The sequence below is a fragment of the Sphingobacterium corticibacterium genome, assembly GCF_004208525.1.
Lineage (GTDB): Bacteria > Bacteroidota > Bacteroidia > Sphingobacteriales > Sphingobacteriaceae > Sphingobacterium > Sphingobacterium corticibacterium.
Window position 1 is genome coordinate 21556 of sequence record NZ_SGIT01000003.1, and the last position, 20492, is coordinate 42047.

General features: G+C 44.1%; 9 protein-coding genes. 2 read left to right on the plus strand and 7 right to left on the minus strand.

Annotated features, from left to right (window positions below; all coding sequences use genetic code 11):
• The first annotated feature begins 220 nt into the window (after positions 1 to 220).
• Both EWE74_RS15165 and EWE74_RS15170 read left to right on the plus strand, forming a co-directional pair.
• Positions 221 to 1504, plus strand: coding sequence for a sugar MFS transporter (locus EWE74_RS15165; protein ID WP_130142456.1), 1284 nt, complete (start codon positions 221 to 223; stop codon positions 1502 to 1504).
• Between the two features lie 38 nt (positions 1505 to 1542).
• Positions 1543 to 2385, plus strand: coding sequence for a DUF2911 domain-containing protein (locus EWE74_RS15170; RefSeq protein WP_130142457.1), 843 nt, complete (start codon positions 1543 to 1545; stop codon positions 2383 to 2385).
• A gap of 52 nt (positions 2386 to 2437) precedes the next feature.
• On the opposite strand, the gene EWE74_RS15175 is transcribed toward EWE74_RS15170, so the two are convergent.
• The 7 genes from EWE74_RS15175 to EWE74_RS15205 all read right to left on the minus strand — a co-directional run bounded on the left by EWE74_RS15175 (position 2438) and on the right by EWE74_RS15205 (position 20433).
• Positions 2438 to 4876: a glycoside hydrolase family 2 TIM barrel-domain containing protein gene (locus EWE74_RS15175; protein WP_130142458.1), complete on the minus strand. Its 2439-nt coding sequence runs from the start codon at positions 4874 to 4876 to the stop codon at positions 2438 to 2440.
• Positions 4873 to 6594 carry a cellulase family glycosylhydrolase gene (locus EWE74_RS15180; protein ID WP_206365269.1) on the minus strand — a complete coding sequence of 574 codons (1722 nt, stop codon included), beginning with the start codon at positions 6592 to 6594 and terminating at the stop codon, positions 4873 to 4875. Before EWE74_RS15180 ends, EWE74_RS15175 begins: the two co-directional genes overlap by 4 nt.
• Positions 6595 to 6598: 4 nt before the next feature.
• Entirely contained in the window at positions 6599 to 8515 is a 1917-nt protein-coding gene (locus tag EWE74_RS15185) for a hypothetical protein (RefSeq protein ID WP_130142459.1), read from the minus strand.
• A 16-nt stretch (positions 8516 to 8531) separates the two neighbouring features.
• A complete protein-coding gene (locus EWE74_RS15190; RefSeq protein ID WP_130142460.1) occupies positions 8532 to 10160 on the minus strand; it encodes a RagB/SusD family nutrient uptake outer membrane protein in 1629 nt (542 codons plus the stop codon).
• A gap of 18 nt (positions 10161 to 10178) precedes the next feature.
• The gene (locus tag EWE74_RS15195) at positions 10179 to 13322 is read right to left on the minus strand and encodes a SusC/RagA family TonB-linked outer membrane protein (RefSeq protein WP_130142461.1); all 3144 of its coding nucleotides are present in this window, start codon (positions 13320 to 13322) and stop codon (positions 10179 to 10181) included.
• Positions 13323 to 13355: 33 nt separating this feature from the next.
• Positions 13356 to 16220 (minus strand): glycoside hydrolase family 31 protein, encoded by a 2865-nt coding sequence (locus tag EWE74_RS15200; protein ID WP_130142462.1) that lies wholly within the window; start codon positions 16218 to 16220, stop codon positions 13356 to 13358.
• A 166-nt stretch (positions 16221 to 16386) separates the two neighbouring features.
• Positions 16387 to 20433, minus strand: a complete 4047-nt coding sequence (locus EWE74_RS15205; protein WP_130142463.1) for a hybrid sensor histidine kinase/response regulator transcription factor — start codon at positions 20431 to 20433, stop codon at positions 16387 to 16389.
• Positions 20434 to 20492 lie beyond the last annotated feature (59 nt).

A 20492-nucleotide genomic window follows, 5' to 3' on the forward strand; every position in this document is an offset into this window, starting at 1 on the left:
TATACAAATACCATTCGATATGGTTTTATGATACGGTTTAGGTTTTAGAGAGATTTCACCCCCAAATGAAATCTCTCTATTTTTTTTGCCTAAAATTTTGTGAAGTTTTTTTACAAAATGCAATCGTTTGTGTATATTTTTCTGTTTCTTAATATCGATATATTTTATTAGTCTTGTAATTCGATTTTGATAATCACATATTAAATCTAATATTCCACAAATGGATTCTAAAAGCTCAACACAACAAACTGGTCAATCTTCGTTGGGACCAATGATTATTATTGCTTCATTATTTTTTATTTTCGGCTTTGCTACCTGGCTAAACTCTTTACTGATACCTTATCTTCGAATAGCCTGTGAACTTACCGAAGTGCAATCTTATTTTGTAACTTTTGCTTTTTATATCGCCTATTTAGTCATGGCACCAGTGTCTACATGGGTTTTAAATAAATACGGGTTTAAGAAAGGAATGGCGATTTCTTTGGGCGTAATGGCTATTGGTGCATTACTATTTATTCCAGCGGCATATACCAGAACATATCTGATCTTTTTGATAGGTTTATTTACGATGGGTGGAGGTTTAGCTATTTTGCAAACCGCTTCCAATCCGTATATTACTATTATCGGTCCGGTTGAGACGGCAGCAAGACGGATTAGTATCATGGGTATCTGTAACAAGGTCGCAGGTGCTATCGCTCCAGTTCTATTAGGATTATTCTTAAACCTTGGCGAAGCCGATAAGATTGCTAAACAGGTAGAGTCGATGCCAGCAGATCAATATTCAGCGGCGTTAGATCAAGTCGCGTTACAAGTTGTTAATCCCTACATTGGTATTGTGGTAGTATTGGTGCTTTTAGCTATTTGGATTTCCCGCGCGAATCTCCCGGAAGTCAAAGGAGACGAAGAAGAGACAGCTGATCACCATATCATATCAGAAGATAAAAAGAGTATCTGGGATTTTCCACACGTTATATTGGGCTTCATTGCGTTGTTCATGTATGTGGGAGTGGAAGTCCTTGCCGGTGATACTATTATTGCCTACGGTGTATCACAAGGTGTAAGTCTAGATAAAGCAACCGTCTTCACCGGATATACGATGGGCGCAATGGTATTAGGTTATATTATTGGAATCGTTGCTATTCCAAAATATTTCACACAAGAAACCGCGATGAAAGCGTGTGCTATCCTAGGTATCCTCTTTACCTTAGGGATTGTTTTTACTGACGGCATGCTCTCCCTCACTTTTGTTGCCTTATTAGGTTTAGCTAATTCATTGGTATGGCCTGCCATCTGGCCGTTGGCATTAAAAGGAGTCGGAAGATTTACGAATGCAGCTTCGGGTTTGTTGGTTATGGGTATCGCGGGTGGAGCTGTTATACCACTAATTTACGGGCAAATAGCTCACATGGTAGGCTCCCATGCTGCGTACTGGATAGCCCTACCCTGTTATTTGTTTATTCTTTATTACGGTATTGCTGGCCATAAAGTGGGAAAAAAATCATAAGAAACCTTATTTTAGCGTAATAAAAACAAACAACATATATGAAGAAGACATTCTTATCTTTAGTATTTGCCGGAGTTCTCTTGTTAGCCTCACAAGAGTCACAAGCACAGGCGAAGTTTCCACCTGCCAGCAGCACAACAAAAATCGAGCAGGGCATCGGTATAAAAAAGGTTTCCCTTGTATACCAACGTCCAAACATAAACGGCCGTACGATCTTTGGAGGGCTAGTGCCGTTTGATCAAGTCTGGCGGACAGGGGCGAACAGCATACCTGCGATAACCTTTGAAGAAGACGTGATCTTAGCAGGCCATAAAGTTCCTGCTGGTACATATGGTCTCTTTACCATCCCAACCAAAGGTGATTGGACCGTCATCCTCAGTAAGAATGTAGAACAATGGGGAGCTTACCAGTACAATCAAAGTGAAGATTTCCTACGTTTTCAAGCGAAGTCAAAACAACTTTCAGACAAAGTAGAAACCTTTACCATCGCCTTTGAAAATGTAAAACAGACTGGCGCTGATTTAACCTTAGCTTGGGAAAACACAAAAGTTTCCTTCCCTATTGTTGTGAACCAATCGCAAGAAATAATGGCCAGCATAGAGGAAGCCATGAAAAGCGAGAAGAAACCTTACTTCCAGGCGGCACAGTACTATTATAACAACGATTTGGACATTAATAAAGCTGTTGAATGGGCAAATGAGGCCGATAAAGGAAACACAAAAGCGCCGCATATTAAATATTGGAGAGCCAGAATCCAATTAAAAGCTGGCGATAAAGCTGGAGCGATCCAAACAGCAACAGAAGGCATTGCGATGGCGAAAGCTGCCAATAATGAGGAATATATAAAATTGAATACGCAAGTGCTCGAGGAAGCAAAATAAAAAATGTAAAGGCGTAAGCTCCAGTAAATTGATCTGAGCTTACGCTTCCATTTTACTCCACAACTAATTTTCGAGTTCCGCTCTTCAGTCCATCGGAGTGAGCCGAGACAGTTACCTCTCCATTAGCTATATACCCTTTAACTACAATGAGTAACTTTCCATTGTATGCTTTTCGTGTCAAGGATTGAAAAGATGTTAAATCTGTCGGATTACCGTTATCCGTAGCTACGACAGTTCCTCCACCTTGTATTTCCACATTGATCCACTCATTGAAATCAGGCAGCTCATTTCCGTCCGCATCCACCGCTACAACTTCAAGAAAGGCCAACTCTTCGAGTGCTGTGTTTAAGGTATCTCGTTTACTTTTTATGACAAGACTTACGGCTTCTCCCGTTGTCTGACGAGTCGTACGTCTCACTTCTAGCCCATCTTGATAAGCAACAGCTGTAAGGCTTCCGGCCTCATAGGGTACCGCCCAACTGACGTGGAGCTTATCTTTTTCTTTTGCTTTCCGGCCTTTCGACACATCGTTTACAAACAGCTCCACTTCATCCGCTTGGTTATAATAAACAACCACATCTATCGTATCGCCATCTTGCCAGTTCCAGTGAGGCAATATGTGCAGTACCGGGGTTTCGCTCCATGCACTCTGATAAAGATAATAAACGTCTTTCGGAAACCCGGCCAGATCAACTATACCAAAATAAGAGCTTCGTGCCGGCCAAGTATAGGGTGTAGGTTCTCCCAGATAGTCAAACCCTGTCCACACATACATACCCGAAACGTGCGGGTAAGTCTCGAGCAACCGTAAACTCTCCTCATGTGAGGATCCCCATGGCGTATGCACATGATCGTATGCGGAGATGCTTTTATCTACGTTTCCCCCATCAAACGGAATGTCCCAATGTAACGGCCACATTCGTACAGAATCCACCGGCACGGCATCGTACTGTCCGCGACTAGCCAATGCGGAAGTTCCTTCCGTGACGATAAATTTACCGGTCGGATGGTCTTCAGGAAAGCTCGCCCATTTTTGATGGTTATAATTATAGCCAACAATATCAACAGCCGGACTCATTAACACGGGATTGTCTTTGGACATTTCATTATTCGCGATGGTGGTGGGTCGAGTGCCATCCAAGCTATCCACAATAGCCGCCAATCGCGCAGGTATCGCTGCACCCAATTCCGGATCATGCCATTGCTCTTGCGCTTCGTTGCCCAGACACCAAATAAACAACGATGGATGATTCCGATCACGCTTAATATGATCCGCAAAGTCACGCTTATACCATTCGTCCCAATACAGGTGATAATCAAACGTATTTTTAGGGTGTTTCCATACATCAAACGTTTCGTTCATTACGATAAATCCCATTTCGTCACATAGATCAAGAAATTCAGAGGCCACTGGATTATGCGAAGTCCGGATACCATTTACGCCCATATCCTTCATCATTTGCAATTGTCTCCTCGCAGCAGATCGATTGAACGCCATCCCCAATGCGCCAAGATCGCTGTGCAGGCAAACGCCTCTGATCTTCAACGGCTGCCCGTTTAAAAAGAATCCCTGTGCAGCATCAAAATGAAAAGATCGTATGCCAAATACAGTAGTATACCGGTCTAATTCCTGCTTTCCCTCCCATATGATAGTCACTGCGCGATAAAGATGAGGGGTATCCGGAGACCAGAGCAGCGGGTGCGTTATCGTTAAGTTTTGCTCCACGAATTGGTTTCCCTCCCCGTCAATACGTAACTTTCCTATCTGCCCTTGTGAGACTATCTTACCTTGGGGATCGTACACTTGTGTTTCTACCGTGATCCCATTTTGTCGGTGCGCGGAATGATTAACAATCTCCAATTGTGTCTTAATCTGCGCCTGCCGCTCGTTAATGACAGGCGTTATGATAAAGGTACCGTTATAAGCGATCGCTACATCAGATGTGAAGAACAGCTTGACATCTCGATAGATCCCCGAGCCTGCATAAAATCTCGAATTAGGCTGTTTGCTGTTATTTACCTTGACGGTAATGATATTCGGATCTCCTTTCTTATTTATATGGTCCGTCAAGTCATAAACGATGGGTACATAACCATTCGGTCTATGTCCTAGATAAGTATTATTGATCCAAACTTCACTATTTTCGTATATCGCCCCAAACTCGATATAAACACGTTTCGAACTTTCTTCTTCGGAAAGCGTAAACGATTTCTTATACCAGCCCACACCCCCTGATAAATATCCTGTGCCGCTACTTCCAGCACTTAAACTATCGAAAGGTAACTCAATACTCCAGTCATGCGGCAAGTCCAATTGGCGCCAGTCCTGATAATCAACACGACTGTCCCGGTAATCAGAGACGGAATCCAGGCGAAAAAACCACGCCGTGTTAAAATCAATGGACGCTCTACTTTGCCCGAATACCTGACTGCCTACAGCTAACCAAGCTATCGTGACCGCAAAAACGAAGATATTCCTTTTCAACTTCATTGCTGTGCACCCTCCATAATCGCATCCAATGCGTCCTGATGCACAACCTGTCCGTTACTCCTATTAAATAATCCTGAACCACCATCTCCGGTATGGCCATTGTCCCAATAGAAAGGTATCAATCCGTTTGTTCTGGCCGATCTGGTCACGTACTTCAGATAATTGGCTCGTGCTTTTTTATGATTGGCTAAAGCGGTTTGATTAGACAGATTCGCCCTATATGTCGGGCTATACTCTCCAAGGATAACAGGTATACCTTGATCCACAAAATGAGCTTTCACCATTGCAAACTGCGCATCTACCCAATCCTCTTGCCCCCAATTGGCCACATTGGGAGAACCCGTAAACTCCGCCCCCCAAAGATATTTGTCACTACTACGATCCAACGCAAATTCATAGGGATCATAAAAATGCACTTCTGCCATCAAACGGTTTGTTATGACATCGGTCGGCATATCCAGATAGTCAATGGCAAAGTTGATATTTGTATTATAAGATTGTACAATCAGATTTCTATACGCATTGCGCCCCCCGGTAGAACGCACCGCATCGACAAAAACCTGGTTATAGTACTGCTGTACCTCAATATTTTCGGCGGTTGGGGTATTATAATTTTCCCGAACTTCATTTGTTCCTGCAAATAACAGATGCTCATCGTATTCCCTGAAATAGGCCGCGATTTGTTCCCAAAGTGCTTTTTGTTTCTTGCCGACTTCTTCCTGATGGTTATACAAGGGATGTTCCTCTAACCAACCTCCGTCCCAATGTATATTGATAATGGCATACATATCGTTGTTCACACAATAATCAACGACCTCTCGAACTCTGTCTAGCCAGCTGTCCTTGATTCGGTACGTCTCTTGGTCTTCGATGTATCCGCTCCATGCACAAGGAATACGTATAGCATTAAAACCTGCTGCTTTCACAGCGTCAATCAAGCCTTTTGTCACCTTTGGATTTCCCCACATAGTTTCACTGGCAGAGGTAGGACTTGCCGCAGATTCCAATGAATTACCTAGATTCCATCCCAAACGCAACTTGGCGGCTAAAGCAATTGCATTCAGAGACACGCCAGTAGATACCGGAGCAACCGTTAACGGATTTTCCTTCTGTTGGACAGTGACAAGTAAAGTTTCATCACCCTGTCTGAGCGTGATCGTCCCTATACGTTCAAAAATGTTTCCATTTTCCTCTATCGAAATAATCTCCTGATAAGAAGTTCCTGAAACTATAGGTTCCGACTTTCTAGTCATCCATTCTCCATCAAAATCAACAACATAGGCCGCATTGCTCGCTAGCGTAAGTACCAATTCCTGCGCACCCTTTTCCACCGAGTATTGGTCTTGACCAACCGAAAACAATACAGATGCCGTCTGGACAACGACTATCTGTCTCGTCAAGTTATCCGCGGTGACCGTAATAATAGCTTCGCGATCAGCCGTCTGGGGATTTACCGTCGCAGTTGCCTCTATTTTATGTGTGCCCGTGCCCCCTATAGAAGGTGTTAGGGTTAACCAACTCTCCGAAGAGGATACCGACCAGCTTACATTAGCCTTTACATGGAATACCTTGGTATCCCCTGCATTGGCAAGGGATATGTTTTCCGTAGAAACCGTCAGTTCTGGTGTAACGGATTCGTGTTCCTTGGAACAAGAAGATATAAAGGATATTATTATCCCCCATACAACGATCAAGCAACGCATTTTTTTCATGTTCATCTTTCTAGGGTTTCAATATCATATGGTTCATGGTTATTTCTCCAGGTTTGGAGACGAATCCCAAATACATTCCTTTCGTATTTATGTTATTCAAGTTGGCTCCGTCAAACGAACCAAAGAGCCAAGGTCCTTTTCCATCTCCGTTATCCATATATACAAAGCTAAAGGTGAAAGGGGCTTCAGAATAAGTGATTGTCCGTGTATCGGGATCAATAGAAACCACTATACCGTTCTTCGCAACGCCGTTGTCCACGGCATTCGCCTTCAGCACATCGCCATCCAAATAATAGGAGATCGACGAGGCCAGGCAGGCATCGTATATGGATTGTGTCCAAAGCCAATCCTGCGCTCCAAAATTATCCGGAAAGATATTGGAACTCGCCGTCCATCCGCCAGACCAAGATTCGGTGACCCAATCGGCAAAATAGTTCACGTTTGGCGTAAAGGTTTTCCCTACCAACGCACTTTTCCAAGGAGCCATCGGATCGGCTGTCGTACCGCCAGCTACCGGCTCGAACTTGTATACTTGATATTCTGGCTTATCTGCATCTCTTTTCCCCAACCAAAGTCCGGATATCGTACCAGCAGCATCACGTTCAACATCAATAATACGCAACATATGGTCATCGTTGGTTGAGAGCATTATCGAGCCTGATATGGCGAATGAAATCATTTTGTCAAACACGATATTATTATGCTCATCGGTACTATAGGATCCTGTAATTCGGGTGTTGGAACCATCCGTAAACACATAATTACCGGCGTTCGCTCCGGTCTTATCCAGTGTCAGCGAAATATTTCGAATCAAGGTCGCATCGTACGAAGCCCAATCCGTCGACAGATAGCCCGAAGGATCAGACCAGTTGTTTAAAAATTCTCCGGCAAGTGTTGTCCAATTGTAAGGCGTATTCAATGATAACGCCCATTTTTTACTCGTTGTCGTCGATGTTGTTAGATCATCGTTGGCATTGCCCTCATAAGGCGGTTCCGGATCCGGTTGATCTCCTGGCACCCAATTATCTTTATAGTCTTTGGAAATAAAATTATAGACTAATAAGGCAGGGCCTTCTCCAGACAAAGCTTCATCACGCAAGACAGCAAGCTGCATGTAGTCCTCCGTTAAGGACATAATTTTAATATTCCCCCAATCAACCACTTGGCCATCACGTCCGGCATCATGTAATGGTGCAGCATCGAGCATCCGCATGGTATGGTTATCCGTATCAATCATGAACATCCCATTTTCCACGCCGCGTCCTGAAATCATTTTGTGATCTACACTTACTTTAGCCCCGTCTTTAAGCGAGAACGTCATGGAGCCGTAATCTCCGGCATCCAACAACCAAGTATTGCCTTTATAATCAGGCTTCCAATTCCAGGAATCCCCCTCTACAGTCTTCCCTTCCGTAACAGTCTCCCAACTATCATCAGTACCGTAAAAATAAAGTGGCCCTAAGAAATATCTACTTAGTTCTTCTGCATCTAGATCAAGATACCATGTTTTTTCTTGGCCCACCCCTCCAGACAAGAGCGTCCACAATTCATGGTCAACGAAGCCTGCATAGAAATCATCGATGGTGAATGTCGCCGGTTCTCCGAATACCATACCACCTCTAGTTTGCACCCCAAACTTGACTTGGTAAGTACCTTCAAAGGGGATTTTCAATGTCACTTTATGCGCTTGACTACGCCCTTGCGGATGATCCCATAAGGGTGTATAACGACTGTCCATCAGACTCGTTAAGTAAACAATATTAGGATTTTGTGGGTCGTGCTCTATTTTGAACGCAATACCTTCTACAAGATCTCCGGGATTAACATCCACAGCTCCCAAATCAAAATCATCAGGTGTACAAGACCCCATCCATACGCTAGCCCAGGCAATGAGCATCGCACATAATTTTATTACGCGGTTCATCATTTTATCGTTTATAAGTTTAGTTCCAACCATCATTTTGTGTCAAAACACCATTTGATAAGGTAATCTGATTGTTCGGTATCTGCATCAATCCCTTTGTACTGATAACCTGCTGTTCGTTGATGATCACTTGGTCCGGAGCCGAACCACTCAACACATTTTGTGTCTGTGCGATCGTTGCTGCGGCACGCTCCACTCCCTGACGCAATAGATCCCAATAGCGAATCCCCTCAAAAGCAAACTCCAACCTTCTTTCCTGCAATATATTGGTTTGGTTTACCGGCAAAGCCACGAAACTGCTACCATAAGCACGTTGTCTGACCAGGTTGAAGTAATTCTGCGCCTGCGATGAGCCTAATTCTGCTGCCATCAGCAAGACATCGGCATAGCGGATCACAAAGTAGTCTTGATCTTGGGAAATCTGAAAATCATTGTCTCCCCCTGTATTCGACGAACCATCAGGTAACGACGTAGGTGTATATTTTTTGTTTGCGTAACCCGTGTATTCTCGTTGGTCGTTAATATCAAATCCGGCAATACCTTCTCCTTCAATATCGATGATCGATGCCACCTTACGCGCGTCATTGTCGGAAAAAGCATTCACCAGTCTCGGGTTGACCGTACACGCTCCCCAGCCTTGTCCGTAGGGTGAAAAATTGGTATTCCGCAGCCCGAGCATAACCAGCCATCTGTTGCCATCTATGTTTCCATTATAGTTTTGGGTATTATTAAATTTTTTAGCAAATACAACTTCTAAGTTACCCTTTCCGGCATACCCTGAGCGGTCCAGAGTGTTGTCGCCGGGAACAGGCACATAGCTAGCAGCCGGCCATAGACTTTTAAAATCCACCAACAAGGCAAACTCATTACTCGCTACTATTTCTTCTAGTCCTGCCACGACTTCAGCCTTGCTCACCGGCAAATCGTCCACCCCGTAATAACCGGTGTAAAACAGGTATACACGCGCCAATAAAGCTTTAGCAGCATGCGGTGTCACCCGTCCATCGTTGTTGGCGGCGTTTGATTTCGGATAAGCGTCCGCCGGAATATTATCCGCTGCAAACTTGAGGTCTTCCACAATCAGTTGATACGTTTCTTTAGGCTCCACCTGCGGCACATTGTCGCTCGTTGGACTTGTCAACAAAGGGACACGGCCAAATAACCTAACCAGATCGAAATACATGATAGCTCGCAAAAACCGGGTCTCTCCCTCTATCCGAAGTTGTATACTCTGCTGATCACCAAAGTCAGTCTCTTCCATTTTAGTCAATAGCGTATTGCACCTAAAAATACCCGCATAGTAGTCTGTCCATGTACCGTCGAACAGGTTGTTATCCGAAGGCGACTGTGCCTTATCAAATCTGTCAAGCACCTGATAGCCCCTTCCATCGGTATGTCCGGTTCCACCGAAACAATTGTCGGATAGTATCTCCGAAGCAACGGTAAAAGAGAGATTGCCATTGGAGGAGGTCCGTTGGTAGCCATCGTAGCAACCGATCAATGCCATCTCTACATCATCGATGGTCTTATAGAAATTATTTTCCAGTACATCGGTCATCGGTTCGACATCCAGAAAACTAGCGGAGCATCCGCTGAGAAACAAGCTCGTCGCTAAGATCGATGTATATAGTATTTTTGACGTTTTCATCTTCAATAATTAAATAGGTTAGAATTTAATATTCGCTCCAAAAAGAACAACTTTAGGTCTAGGATAATACCCCAGATCTATTCCCGACACCCATCCATCGGTACCATATCCAATCTCCGGATCCATACCGTCATATTTGGTAAATGTAAATAGGTTTTGTCCTTGCACATACAATCGGATCTGATTGGCAAATTTCCAGGTGGTCAATTTCGAAAAATCATATCCCAAGGTAATATTCGCAATCCGTAAGAAATCACCATCTTGTAGATATAGATCAGAGAATTGCCAGTTGATATTCGTTTCCGTTACCCGTGGAATCCTGTTCGAAGTTCCCTCGCCGGTCCATCTATCGAGCGCACGGGTCGTATAATTTGCCTGCTTGTTGGTGTGGTTACGATACGACTGGACGATCTTATTTCCCGCAACACCATAAGCATCTACAGATAGATCAAAGTTTTTGTAGTTGACCCCCACATTAAACCCAAAGGTAAAATTGGGCATGCCTACACCTATGTCCACCTTATCTCCGGCATTGATGACGCCATCATTATTCTGGTCAACATATTTCACATCACCCGGCTTCACGTCCGGCTGTAAAATACCGTATCCCTGATTTCGCCAAGATTCAATATCGGCTTCACTTTGGAATAGACCTGCCGTTTCATATCCCCAAAAATAACCTATAGCATATCCGTTCTGTGCCCTATAAAATTCTTCCGAATTGTCGTACAACATATTGATCTGTCCGTGGATAATACCATCTTCGGTAGGTATCAAGCCTACTTTATTTTTGTTGTAAGCACCATTGAGGCCGGCCCTATAGGCTACTTCGCCTATTCTATCATTCCATGAAAGTCCAAGTTCTACCCCAGTATTCTTGACACTCCCGCCATTAATAAACGGAGCGCCGGCGCCAGCAGTAGCCAAGATTGGAGGTTGTACCAGCCAGTCCTTGGTATTCTTGATATAGAAATCAGCAACGACATCCAGGCGATTGGTCAAAAACCGGGCATCTATCCCGACATTGGTCTGTTCTGAGGTTTCCCAAGTCAGCAAAGGATTGGAAAGTCTGCTTGGGTAAGCTCCCGGCACATTAAAATTGCTTGTACCGAAAACGTAATGTGCTGCCGGGTTATCTGACGTCCACCCCGTCGAGGTATTGATCGGCGAAGCAAACTGAAAATCAGCAATATCCTGATTTCCGACCTGCCCCCAAGACGCACGAAGTTTTAGAAAATTGACCGTATTGCCTGCTCCTTGAAAAAAATCTTCAGACGAAACAATCCAGCCTGCCGATACCGAGGGGAAATAGCCCCACCGATTTCCGCTAGCAAATTTTGAAGAACCATCCCCTCGCAATGTGGCATTCAAGATGTATTTTTCCTTGAAATTATACTCTGCACGACCGAAATATGACACCCGTCTATACACATTGTCTGGCCTACCATTGACAAAGCGTGTTTCAACGATATTGCCATCATCATCCAAATGCGCTTGGCCAGTTGTATTATCGAGGTAGGCATGCGCAAAATCATTAAACTGTGACAGTAAGTTCCAGTTCGATCCAGACAGGGAAGTACCCTGATAGCGCTGTGACTCCATTCCCAGCATAGCCGTAAAGCGGTGGTCGTCTGCTACGGTGAAATCGTAGGTTGCGGTATTGGTCCAAGTCATGGTGTGTCCTTTACCCATACTTTGGTTGACCGTCGTATGATCGGTATTATAAGCATAAGCAGACAGTTGGTACAATGGCGTAAAGCTTCTGTATTCCGAAGCATGATAATTGAACCCGCCGATAGACCTAATCTTCAGCCCGGGAAACGGTTCGATCTCAGCATAGATATCCGCCAGCATCCGCTGCGCATCGTTGGCGTTATTGGAATTTATCATCATAGACCCGTAAGGGTTTCCATCGCCCGTATACCAAGGGGAGTTGGACGTATCGTTGTACGGAATACCAAAACGGTTATTGCTGGAGTATACGGGGGATAATGGTGACGTGGCAAATGCTCCGCGCAGGGTGTTATTGTACTGATTGCCTACGTTGATCCCATTATTACGGATATAATTAAAATTTAGATGTTGACCGATCGTCAGGAATTTGTCCAGCAGCTTGTGTTCAGAATTGATCCTGAATCCATAGCGGTCATAATTAGACACATCCTTTCCGCCTGCAACACCTTCCTGTCCGATATAGTTAAGAGACATGGCATATACCGAATTTTCTGACCCGCCGGTCAAACCCAAATTATAGTTCTGCATCTTGGCATTGTCGGAAAACATATGGCTTAGCCATTCTGTGTCCGCAAGGTCATCCATGGCATCAAAATCGATTAGCGATGCCCCCGAGTTCAAAGCCTGTTCGTTCATGATGGTCTTGTACTGACTTGCGTTGAGCATCGGCATGATACGCCCAACATTCTGTATACCGGCAAAGGCATCTATAGCCAGTTGGCTTCTACCCGAAGTCCCCATTTTGGTCGTCACCAAAACGACGCCATTCGCCGCCTGCGATCCATAGATTGCCGCAGAAGCAGCATCTTTGAGCACATCGATGGATACGATATCTGCCGGGTTCAGGATACTGATATCACCACCCGGGATACCATCGATCACATATAAAGGTCCAGAATTGCCTATCGTTCCCAATCCACGTACAACCACGCGCATATCTGCTCCGGGCTGTCCGGAGGTAGACGTGATCGACACACCAGGAGCCTGTCCTTGCAATGCCTGCAAAGGATTAATCTGGTTACGTTTTTCCAGATCCTCCCCTTCTACACGAAGGTTTGCGCCGGTTGTCAATTTCTTCTTTTGTGCACCATAACCGATCACGACCACCTCTTCCAGATCAGAAGTCTCTATTTCTAGCTGAATGAGCAAGGCATCCGGTTGCGTAACATGAATTTCCTGTGCTTTGTATCCCACATAAGACACCTTCAACGTGACCGGTAAACTAGCCGAAAGGGTAAAATTACCTGTGGCGTCGGTCTGTGTGGAAACCTGCTGTCCGCCTACCTGCACACTAGCACCCGATATCGCATCGCCCGTAGCGGACGATACCACCTTCCCTCGTATCGATTGTGCCCAGGCATAACTGCTTACGCAAAGTGCCAAAAGCAGTAAGATCGATTGGTGATAAAACTGTCGTTTTCTTCTCATTGTTATTAAGTTTATTAGATTGGTAAATACTCGTTATTTCAATACTATAGAGGTTGCCTTTCCCCGGTATCTGACCGTTTTTCTATTCCCTTGCGGAGAGTCTATCCCTACCTGATTTTGATCGGAGACCAACACAACATGAAACACCCGGTTTTTCAGCATACCTGCAAATTTGCCAACACGCTCTCCTATGGTCAATGTTCCGTTGGCCTGTTCGTACGTAAACGCTATAGTACCGTACTGTCCTTTTTCATAATTATAATTATCCCCTTCATCTTCGTACAGCTCAAAAGAAGCATCCGCACCGTCATACACATATAGCGTCAATTCATGCTGAGGATGTTCTCCTGTATATTGCAGTTCTTTTCCGATCGGCAAGATGGAACCTGAACGCACAAATACCGGTATCCGTTCGTAAGGCGCATCAGCCTGTATCGTTTGTCCTCCTTTAAAAGATGTTCCCTGGTAAAGGTCATACCAATCAGCATCTTTGGGCAAGTAAACCGAGCGTTGTATAGCTCCTTTTTCCGTTACGGGGTTCACCAGTAATGCTGGTCCCCACAGGTATTGATCATTAAGCGCATACGTCTCCCGATCTTGTGGAAAATCCATGGCAAGCCCCCGAATCATGGTATAATCATCGAAGAAGGTTTTTGCCGCTAAACTATAATTGTACGCCAATAATTTATAGCGCAGGTTGATGTAGTATACCATGCTCTTATAGCCTTGATGATCTTCCCCCGCTATATTAAACGGCTCCCGGAACGGAAACTGTCCATGGGCGCGGAACATCGGCAAGAATGCGCCATACTGATACCAACGGGTATTCATCTCCCGCCATTCTTCCAAATCTTGTGCTTGCGGTTTATGAAAACGCTTCTCTACCAAAAAGCCACCCGCGTCCATCGTCCAATAAGGAGTTCCTGACATCGAGAAATTAATGCCTGCCGCGATCTGGTCTTTCATATCGTGCCAACGGGATGCAATATCACCACTCCACGCAGCCGCACTGTAACGCTGTTGACCAGCAAAATAAGAACGGGTCAAGATAAACACTCTGTTGTTGGGATCTGTTTGGCGTTGTCCTTCGTATATTCCCTTTGCGTTCATCAGCGGAAACGTATTATAGTAACGCACCGAAGACCCTAAAGCAGGCTGAAAAACAGCTTTCCGTTCCGCTAGGCTGATATTGGAATGCACATCAGGTTCACTGGCATCCATCCACCAAGCATCAACTCCTTTTTTATACAGTTTTTCATTCATCAGATCCCAAAAACCCTGTCGTGCTTCCTGTTGAAAAGGATCATAAAATGTGGATGTGTAGCCCTTACCAATCCAGTCTTTTCTACCATCGTATATATTGCGCGGGTATAACCACCCCCGGTCATTAAAATCTTGGTAAACAGATGATTCCTCATTAATTTTAGGCCATACCGAGATCATAATCCGCATGTTTTTATCGTGTAAGTCTTGGATCATCCCATCGGGATCCGGGAAACGGGTCTTGTCAAAATCATGGCTACCCCAATCGTGTTCCGCCCAATACGACCAGTCTTGCACGATATTATCGATCGGAATACGACGCTTCCGAAATTCTTGCGCCACCTCCTCGATCTCTTGCTGTGTTTTATAACGCTCCCGGCTTTGCCAAAAACCGAAACTCCATAAAGGCATAATCGGTGCTTTGCCCGACAGCGCACGGTACCCCGATATGACCTCATCCATATGTTTGCCATGGATAAAATAATAGTCTATTGCATCGCCCGCCTCCGAAGCAAAAGAAAAAGTATGCTTCAATTCCTCTGGTAAAGGGCTTTGCCAATTTAGCGTAAAGTACGATTCGCCACCATCCGGAAGCCATTCGATACGGATGTCGTGCGGTTCACCCGACTTCATTTCCTTAGCGATCTCGAAAGTTCCCGCATTCCATGACTCTCGCCATCTATCTTCCTGCAGCTCTCCATCTATCCACACTTTCATATAGCCCGAATACTTAAAATGCAGCCTGTGCAAGCCCGTATAAGGAGAGGTTATTTGTCCTTCATACAGCACTTTTGCCTTGGCCAACGTGATATCATTCGGTAGTTTATGCTGATCCGTCAGATACGAATAATCTATAATAGATTCCGGTCTGCTCAACCATACGCTATCCGGGTGGTCCCGATGTGCGTAAGTAGCGGTCAACCAACCATCCAATCCTTCTTTGGAAGTGAGTTTAAAAGCATTTAATGGATGTAACGGACGTATATCTCCGGCGGTCGTAATAGCATAATTATGCCATAAGAGTCCGTAATTCTTACTGGACAGTAAGAACGGCATCCCAATTTCCGTATTATATTGGAGCAAAGTAACACGTCTACCATTATTATAGTTCATGACAGCATTTTGGTGCTGTCCTAAACCATATAACCCTTCATTTTCCTCGATTTCAAACCCCTGTTCCAATGCATAAAAAGAATCTCCATTATACGATTCAGGCCGGAAACTATTGCTTTCCCGTTTCCGCTCACCTAGTATAGTCTGTCCATTTTTGTCCTTAAAAACAATCTGCCCGGTACGTAGGCAAGTCGCCACAACCAAGCTCGCCGTACGCAGATACAACGTATCTCGCTCCGTTTCAACAGACAGCGAATGGATCAGACGATGTAGGGAGTCCACGACAATAAGGCTTTCACGTGTAGGAAAAGGAACATTGATCGGTAATGCCGTTACACGGACAATATCATCTCGGATCGCATCCAGATAAATATCCTGATCCACAGAAGTTGGTAATCCCGCGAAGCTAATCTTTACGCCATGATCTGTCTTTTGGTAGGTCGCTCGATCTGCAGATTGTCCAATTGCCTGTAGAACGGTGAACAAGAGACTACATAAAATAGTAAGATGAAGTTTACACATTATCATTAAAGGTTTACGAAATTTAGAGAAAGCCTGTGCGGCATTTCCAGTTTATAATTATTACTTCCACAGCAAACATAGGGGGTATTTTGCTGCACCGGAGGGTCATTTTGTTAACTTTTATGGGTTAAAATGTTAACAAAACCTTCTTTATACCTCCTTCTGATCACTTCCGATAGGCAGAAGGAACTTCACCGTAAAAATTTTTAAAGTATTTGCTAAATTGTTTTGGTGTTCCGAAACCTACTTCGTAAGAAATTTCACTGACGGTCATTTGCGTATTTTTGAGCAAATCCAGCGCTTTATTTAATCGAATGTTACGGATGAACTCAATGGGTGTGAATCCGGTCATTGACAATATTTTTTTATAAAGCCCTACGCGGGTAATATTCATCTGCGAGGCCAGTACTTCTACCGAGAAACGCTCACATTGCAAATGTGCTTCTATAATTTGCGTCATCTTCAACACGAAGCGCTCATCCTCATCAACGACCTCCGCTTTGGCCACTTTTACATCAACCTGCCGTTTATAGTGCTTCTCCATTACTTCTTGTTGTTCGACAAATCCCTTTATTTTAGATAGAAAAACATCGAAGTTAAACGGCTTACTAATAAAGTCTGTTGCACCATGCTGTAATGCCTCAATCTCTTTCTCCTCCGTACCGACGGCGGTAATCAAGACAAACGGGATATGTCTCGTTCGTCCATTCGAGCGTATCTCCTTACAAAAATCTATTCCCGATTTTCCGGGCAAGTGAAGATCTGACACAATAATATCCGGACTGTAGGGATACATAGACTTCCAGGCTTCTTCCACTGTATTGTAAACATCAACTTGAAAATAATCGCTGAGATTGTCTTGTAAATAAAACGCGAAATCAGCATGATCTTCTACCACCATCACTTTTAACAGATGCCCGCTTTTCATACCACTGTCAAGGTCTTTCCGCATCCTAGCTTCATTTCTTTCCCCTATTTCTTTGCGCACCGGCGCTATAGTATCCGGCAAGACCAATCGAGGTAACCAAACCTTCACGGTTGTTCCCTCCCCTTCCTCACTCGTAAACAATATGCGTCCTGCCATCAAATGCACAAATTCTTTTACGATTGCCAAGCCCAGGCCACTTCCCTTTTCTCCTATGTTCCGCTTATCCTGAACTTGGAAATAACGTTCGAATACATTATGCTGCACCGCTTTTGGCACACCGATGCCCGTGTCGGCGACCTCCAATCGTATTTCCTCCGTTTGCGATTCTACGCAACAGTTCAGATAAATATGTCCACCTGCATCGGTAAATTTAAAGGCATTCGATAAAAGGTTTAATACCACACGTTCCAACTTGTCAAAGTCCACGTAAGCTTCTAAAGGTGTAAGAGGCACATTCACCACATACTGAATATGCTTATGTTGCGCGATACTTTCAAATTGCTCCCCTATGCGTCGGATAAACGCGGCGACATCACCGTATGTTTTCTTCACCGTATGTTCGTTATTCTCTATACTATTGAAGTCCAATAGCTGGTTAACCAAGTTTAATAGCGAGGATGCATTGCGTTCGATGATATCTAAGTATTTTGCTTTTCCGCCATTTTTTTCCGTAACCTTCAACTTTTGTACCGGCGAGATAATCAGACTGATTGGCGTTCTGAATTCATGACTCACATTGGTAAAAAAACGAGTCCGCAATGCTTCCATTTCTTTTGCATGCCTCGCTTTTTCCTCCGCCTGTATCAAATTGAATCGCGTCCGCGCTCTCATTTTCTCCATTTTCCTAAAAAACAGCAGTATGCCCACCACCATCAGTATGTATATAAAATAAGCCCAATTGGTACGCCACCAAGGTGCCAGCATCGTTATTTCTACCAACGACACAGGTGAAGCGTAAGCGCCATTATGATCCACCCCTCGGATCAACAAGGTGTAATTACCTGCTCCAAGATTGGCGAGTGTAATTTCCATGTTCTCGATATCAAGCCAGTCATTGCCCAATCCCTTGAGCATATACTGTATTTTTGATTCGTCCCTTCCAATAAAGTCGAGATCTGCCAATAAAAGCGTGAAGGTATGTAGCTGATGAGGCACGCGAATTACTTGCTTATTGCCCACTGCATACAGCCATTCCTTAACAAGCTCCTGTACTTTACCTGATGACATTCTGCCACCCAATATGCGAAAATCAACGATAGAAGGTGGATACCAATTTGTACGACGACTAGGTTGTGGCGTATACATATTAAACCCTTCGGATCCGCCAAAAATCAGTCTACCATCCTTTAGTTTGTATATTGCGCGCTCATTGAAATTGGAGGATTGCAGGCCATCAGATCGATCGTAACGCTGTATCGTATAGCCATCAGACTCCTGAATATACTGGATGCGGGAAATTCCCGTGGGAGCCGTCGCCCATATATCACCGAAATCGTCCATAGCCAATCCGACGATAACATTGTCAATCAATCCTTGAGCAGTAGATAGATACGTGATCTCGGTTTCGGATATAATATTAATTCCGGTCTGCGTCGCTACCCAAATATTGCCCATGCGATCTTCTAGTAAATCGGAAACAACATTATTAGTCAACGTTCTATTTTCCGACCCTTCATCATAAACCGTAACGATGCCCTCCGGAGATAATTTAGCCAGGCCGTTAGACGTTCCCATCCAGATATTCCCACGTCGATCTTCGATAAACTTCGCATTACATGATGAGCTAAAATCCGTGGAGAAGACAGATTTGAAACGCTGGAAACGTCCCGTAGTTTTATCCAATAAATCAATACCACCCGACAACAATCCTACCCAAAAACGTTCTTTGGAGTCCTGAAAAACACTCCAAACACAATTATCATTTATCGTTGTCGAACTGTCGGAAGCATGCAAGAATCGTATAAACTTTCCCTCTTTAAATTTATTAAGCCCCCCGTGGTAGGTGCCCACCCATAAGTTTTCCTCCTCATCTATGTGCAAACTAACCACTACGTTACTTCCCAACGAATGATTATCTTGATTATCATGCTTATAGGATCGAAAAGTGTGATCTTTCGGATCAAACCGCAACAATCCGCCACCATTTGTTCCGATCCAGATTATACCCTTTTTATCTTCGACAAAACAATTGATATCGTTGAAGGGTAAGCTCTCCGGATAACCTGCCTGATGTTGGTAGAGACTGAAATAATTTAAATCAGGATGATAGTAACTAACCCCTCCCTTGTATGTACCTACCCACATCATACCTTCACTATCCTTGTACATCGCGGTGGTACTATTGTAGGGAAGTGAAGCTATATTGGCTCGATCATGAACGAGATATTCAACTTCTTTCGTATGGAGATCGAATACATTGATGCCCCCATGATCCGTTGCAAGCCAGACGGTATGATCCAATTGCTGTATGTTGCTGATCGTATTATTATTAACGGGATACGTCCCGCCTAACTGTCTGAAAACCGCGGCTTTTGAACTTAATGTCTTATAATATAATGCGCCGAATGGAAAATTTTTGGCGTACACCCAAACACCAGAAAAACTGTCTATAAACACCTGAAAGTCCGGATTTTCCACCAAACGTTCAAACGTAAATGTGACACGCTGTTGAGGTTGCAAATTATGGCTATCCAGCGACACCACTTCGCCGTGATCCGATACCAACAACAATACGTGGCGAATAGAGTCTAAACGGATGTCCGTAATCTTACCCGACATATCCACTTCACAACGTGTGACCTGCTGCTTCTCTCCGCTATCTCGTGAACAATACAAATCACCATTTTCATACAGCACATAAGAAGCCCTTTCCGCTATGATGATCTTACGAACCTCTCCGGCCACAAACTGTTTATCAACCAGTATGCTATCGGCGTTCCAGCTAAAAGAATCGCTGGTATGTTCATATATACAGTTCCCCTTATTCGTTCTTACCCACAGCTTTTGATCAAAGCCTATAAACAAATCGATAATCCCATTATTGATCAAGGAAGATGCATCGTTCGGCTTATTGGAGTAGGATTTAAAACGATATCCATCGTAACGGCTTAGTCCTGTATTGGTGCCAAACCATAAAAAACCAACTTCATCTTTTAGGATGGTGTTAATATGATTGCTTACCAGGCCTTCGTCTACAGTCAGGTGTTTAAAGTTAACCGTCTCCTGTCCATAACAATAAAAGCACAGGCACAGCGAAACATAAAAAAGTGTTATTCTGCTTATCATTGGTATGCTTCGATAACTTTAGAACGCTAAAGATAGTCAATCCGTGCTACGAAACAAGC

What these genes read in the sequence shown, in the direction of transcription:
- EWE74_RS15165 (WP_130142456.1), top strand. Translation starts at nt 221, where the DNA reads ATGGATTCTAAAAGCTCAACACAACAAACTGGTCAATCTTCGTTGGGA.
- EWE74_RS15170 (WP_130142457.1), top strand. Translation starts at nt 1,543, where the DNA reads ATGAAGAAGACATTCTTATCTTTAGTATTTGCCGGAGTTCTCTTGTTA.
- EWE74_RS15175 (WP_130142458.1), bottom strand. Translation starts at nt 4,876, where the DNA reads ATGAAGTTGAAAAGGAATATCTTCGTTTTTGCGGTCACGATAGCTTGG.
- EWE74_RS15180 (WP_206365269.1), bottom strand. Translation starts at nt 6,594, where the DNA reads ATGAACATGAAAAAAATGCGTTGCTTGATCGTTGTATGGGGGATAATA.
- EWE74_RS15185 (WP_130142459.1), bottom strand. Translation starts at nt 8,515, where the DNA reads ATGATGAACCGCGTAATAAAATTATGTGCGATGCTCATTGCCTGGGCT.
- EWE74_RS15190 (WP_130142460.1), bottom strand. Translation starts at nt 10,160, where the DNA reads ATGAAAACGTCAAAAATACTATATACATCGATCTTAGCGACGAGCTTG.
- EWE74_RS15195 (WP_130142461.1), bottom strand. Translation starts at nt 13,322, where the DNA reads ATGAGAAGAAAACGACAGTTTTATCACCAATCGATCTTACTGCTTTTG.
- EWE74_RS15200 (WP_130142462.1), bottom strand. Translation starts at nt 16,220, where the DNA reads ATGTGTAAACTTCATCTTACTATTTTATGTAGTCTCTTGTTCACCGTT.
- EWE74_RS15205 (WP_130142463.1), bottom strand. Translation starts at nt 20,433, where the DNA reads ATGATAAGCAGAATAACACTTTTTTATGTTTCGCTGTGCCTGTGCTTT.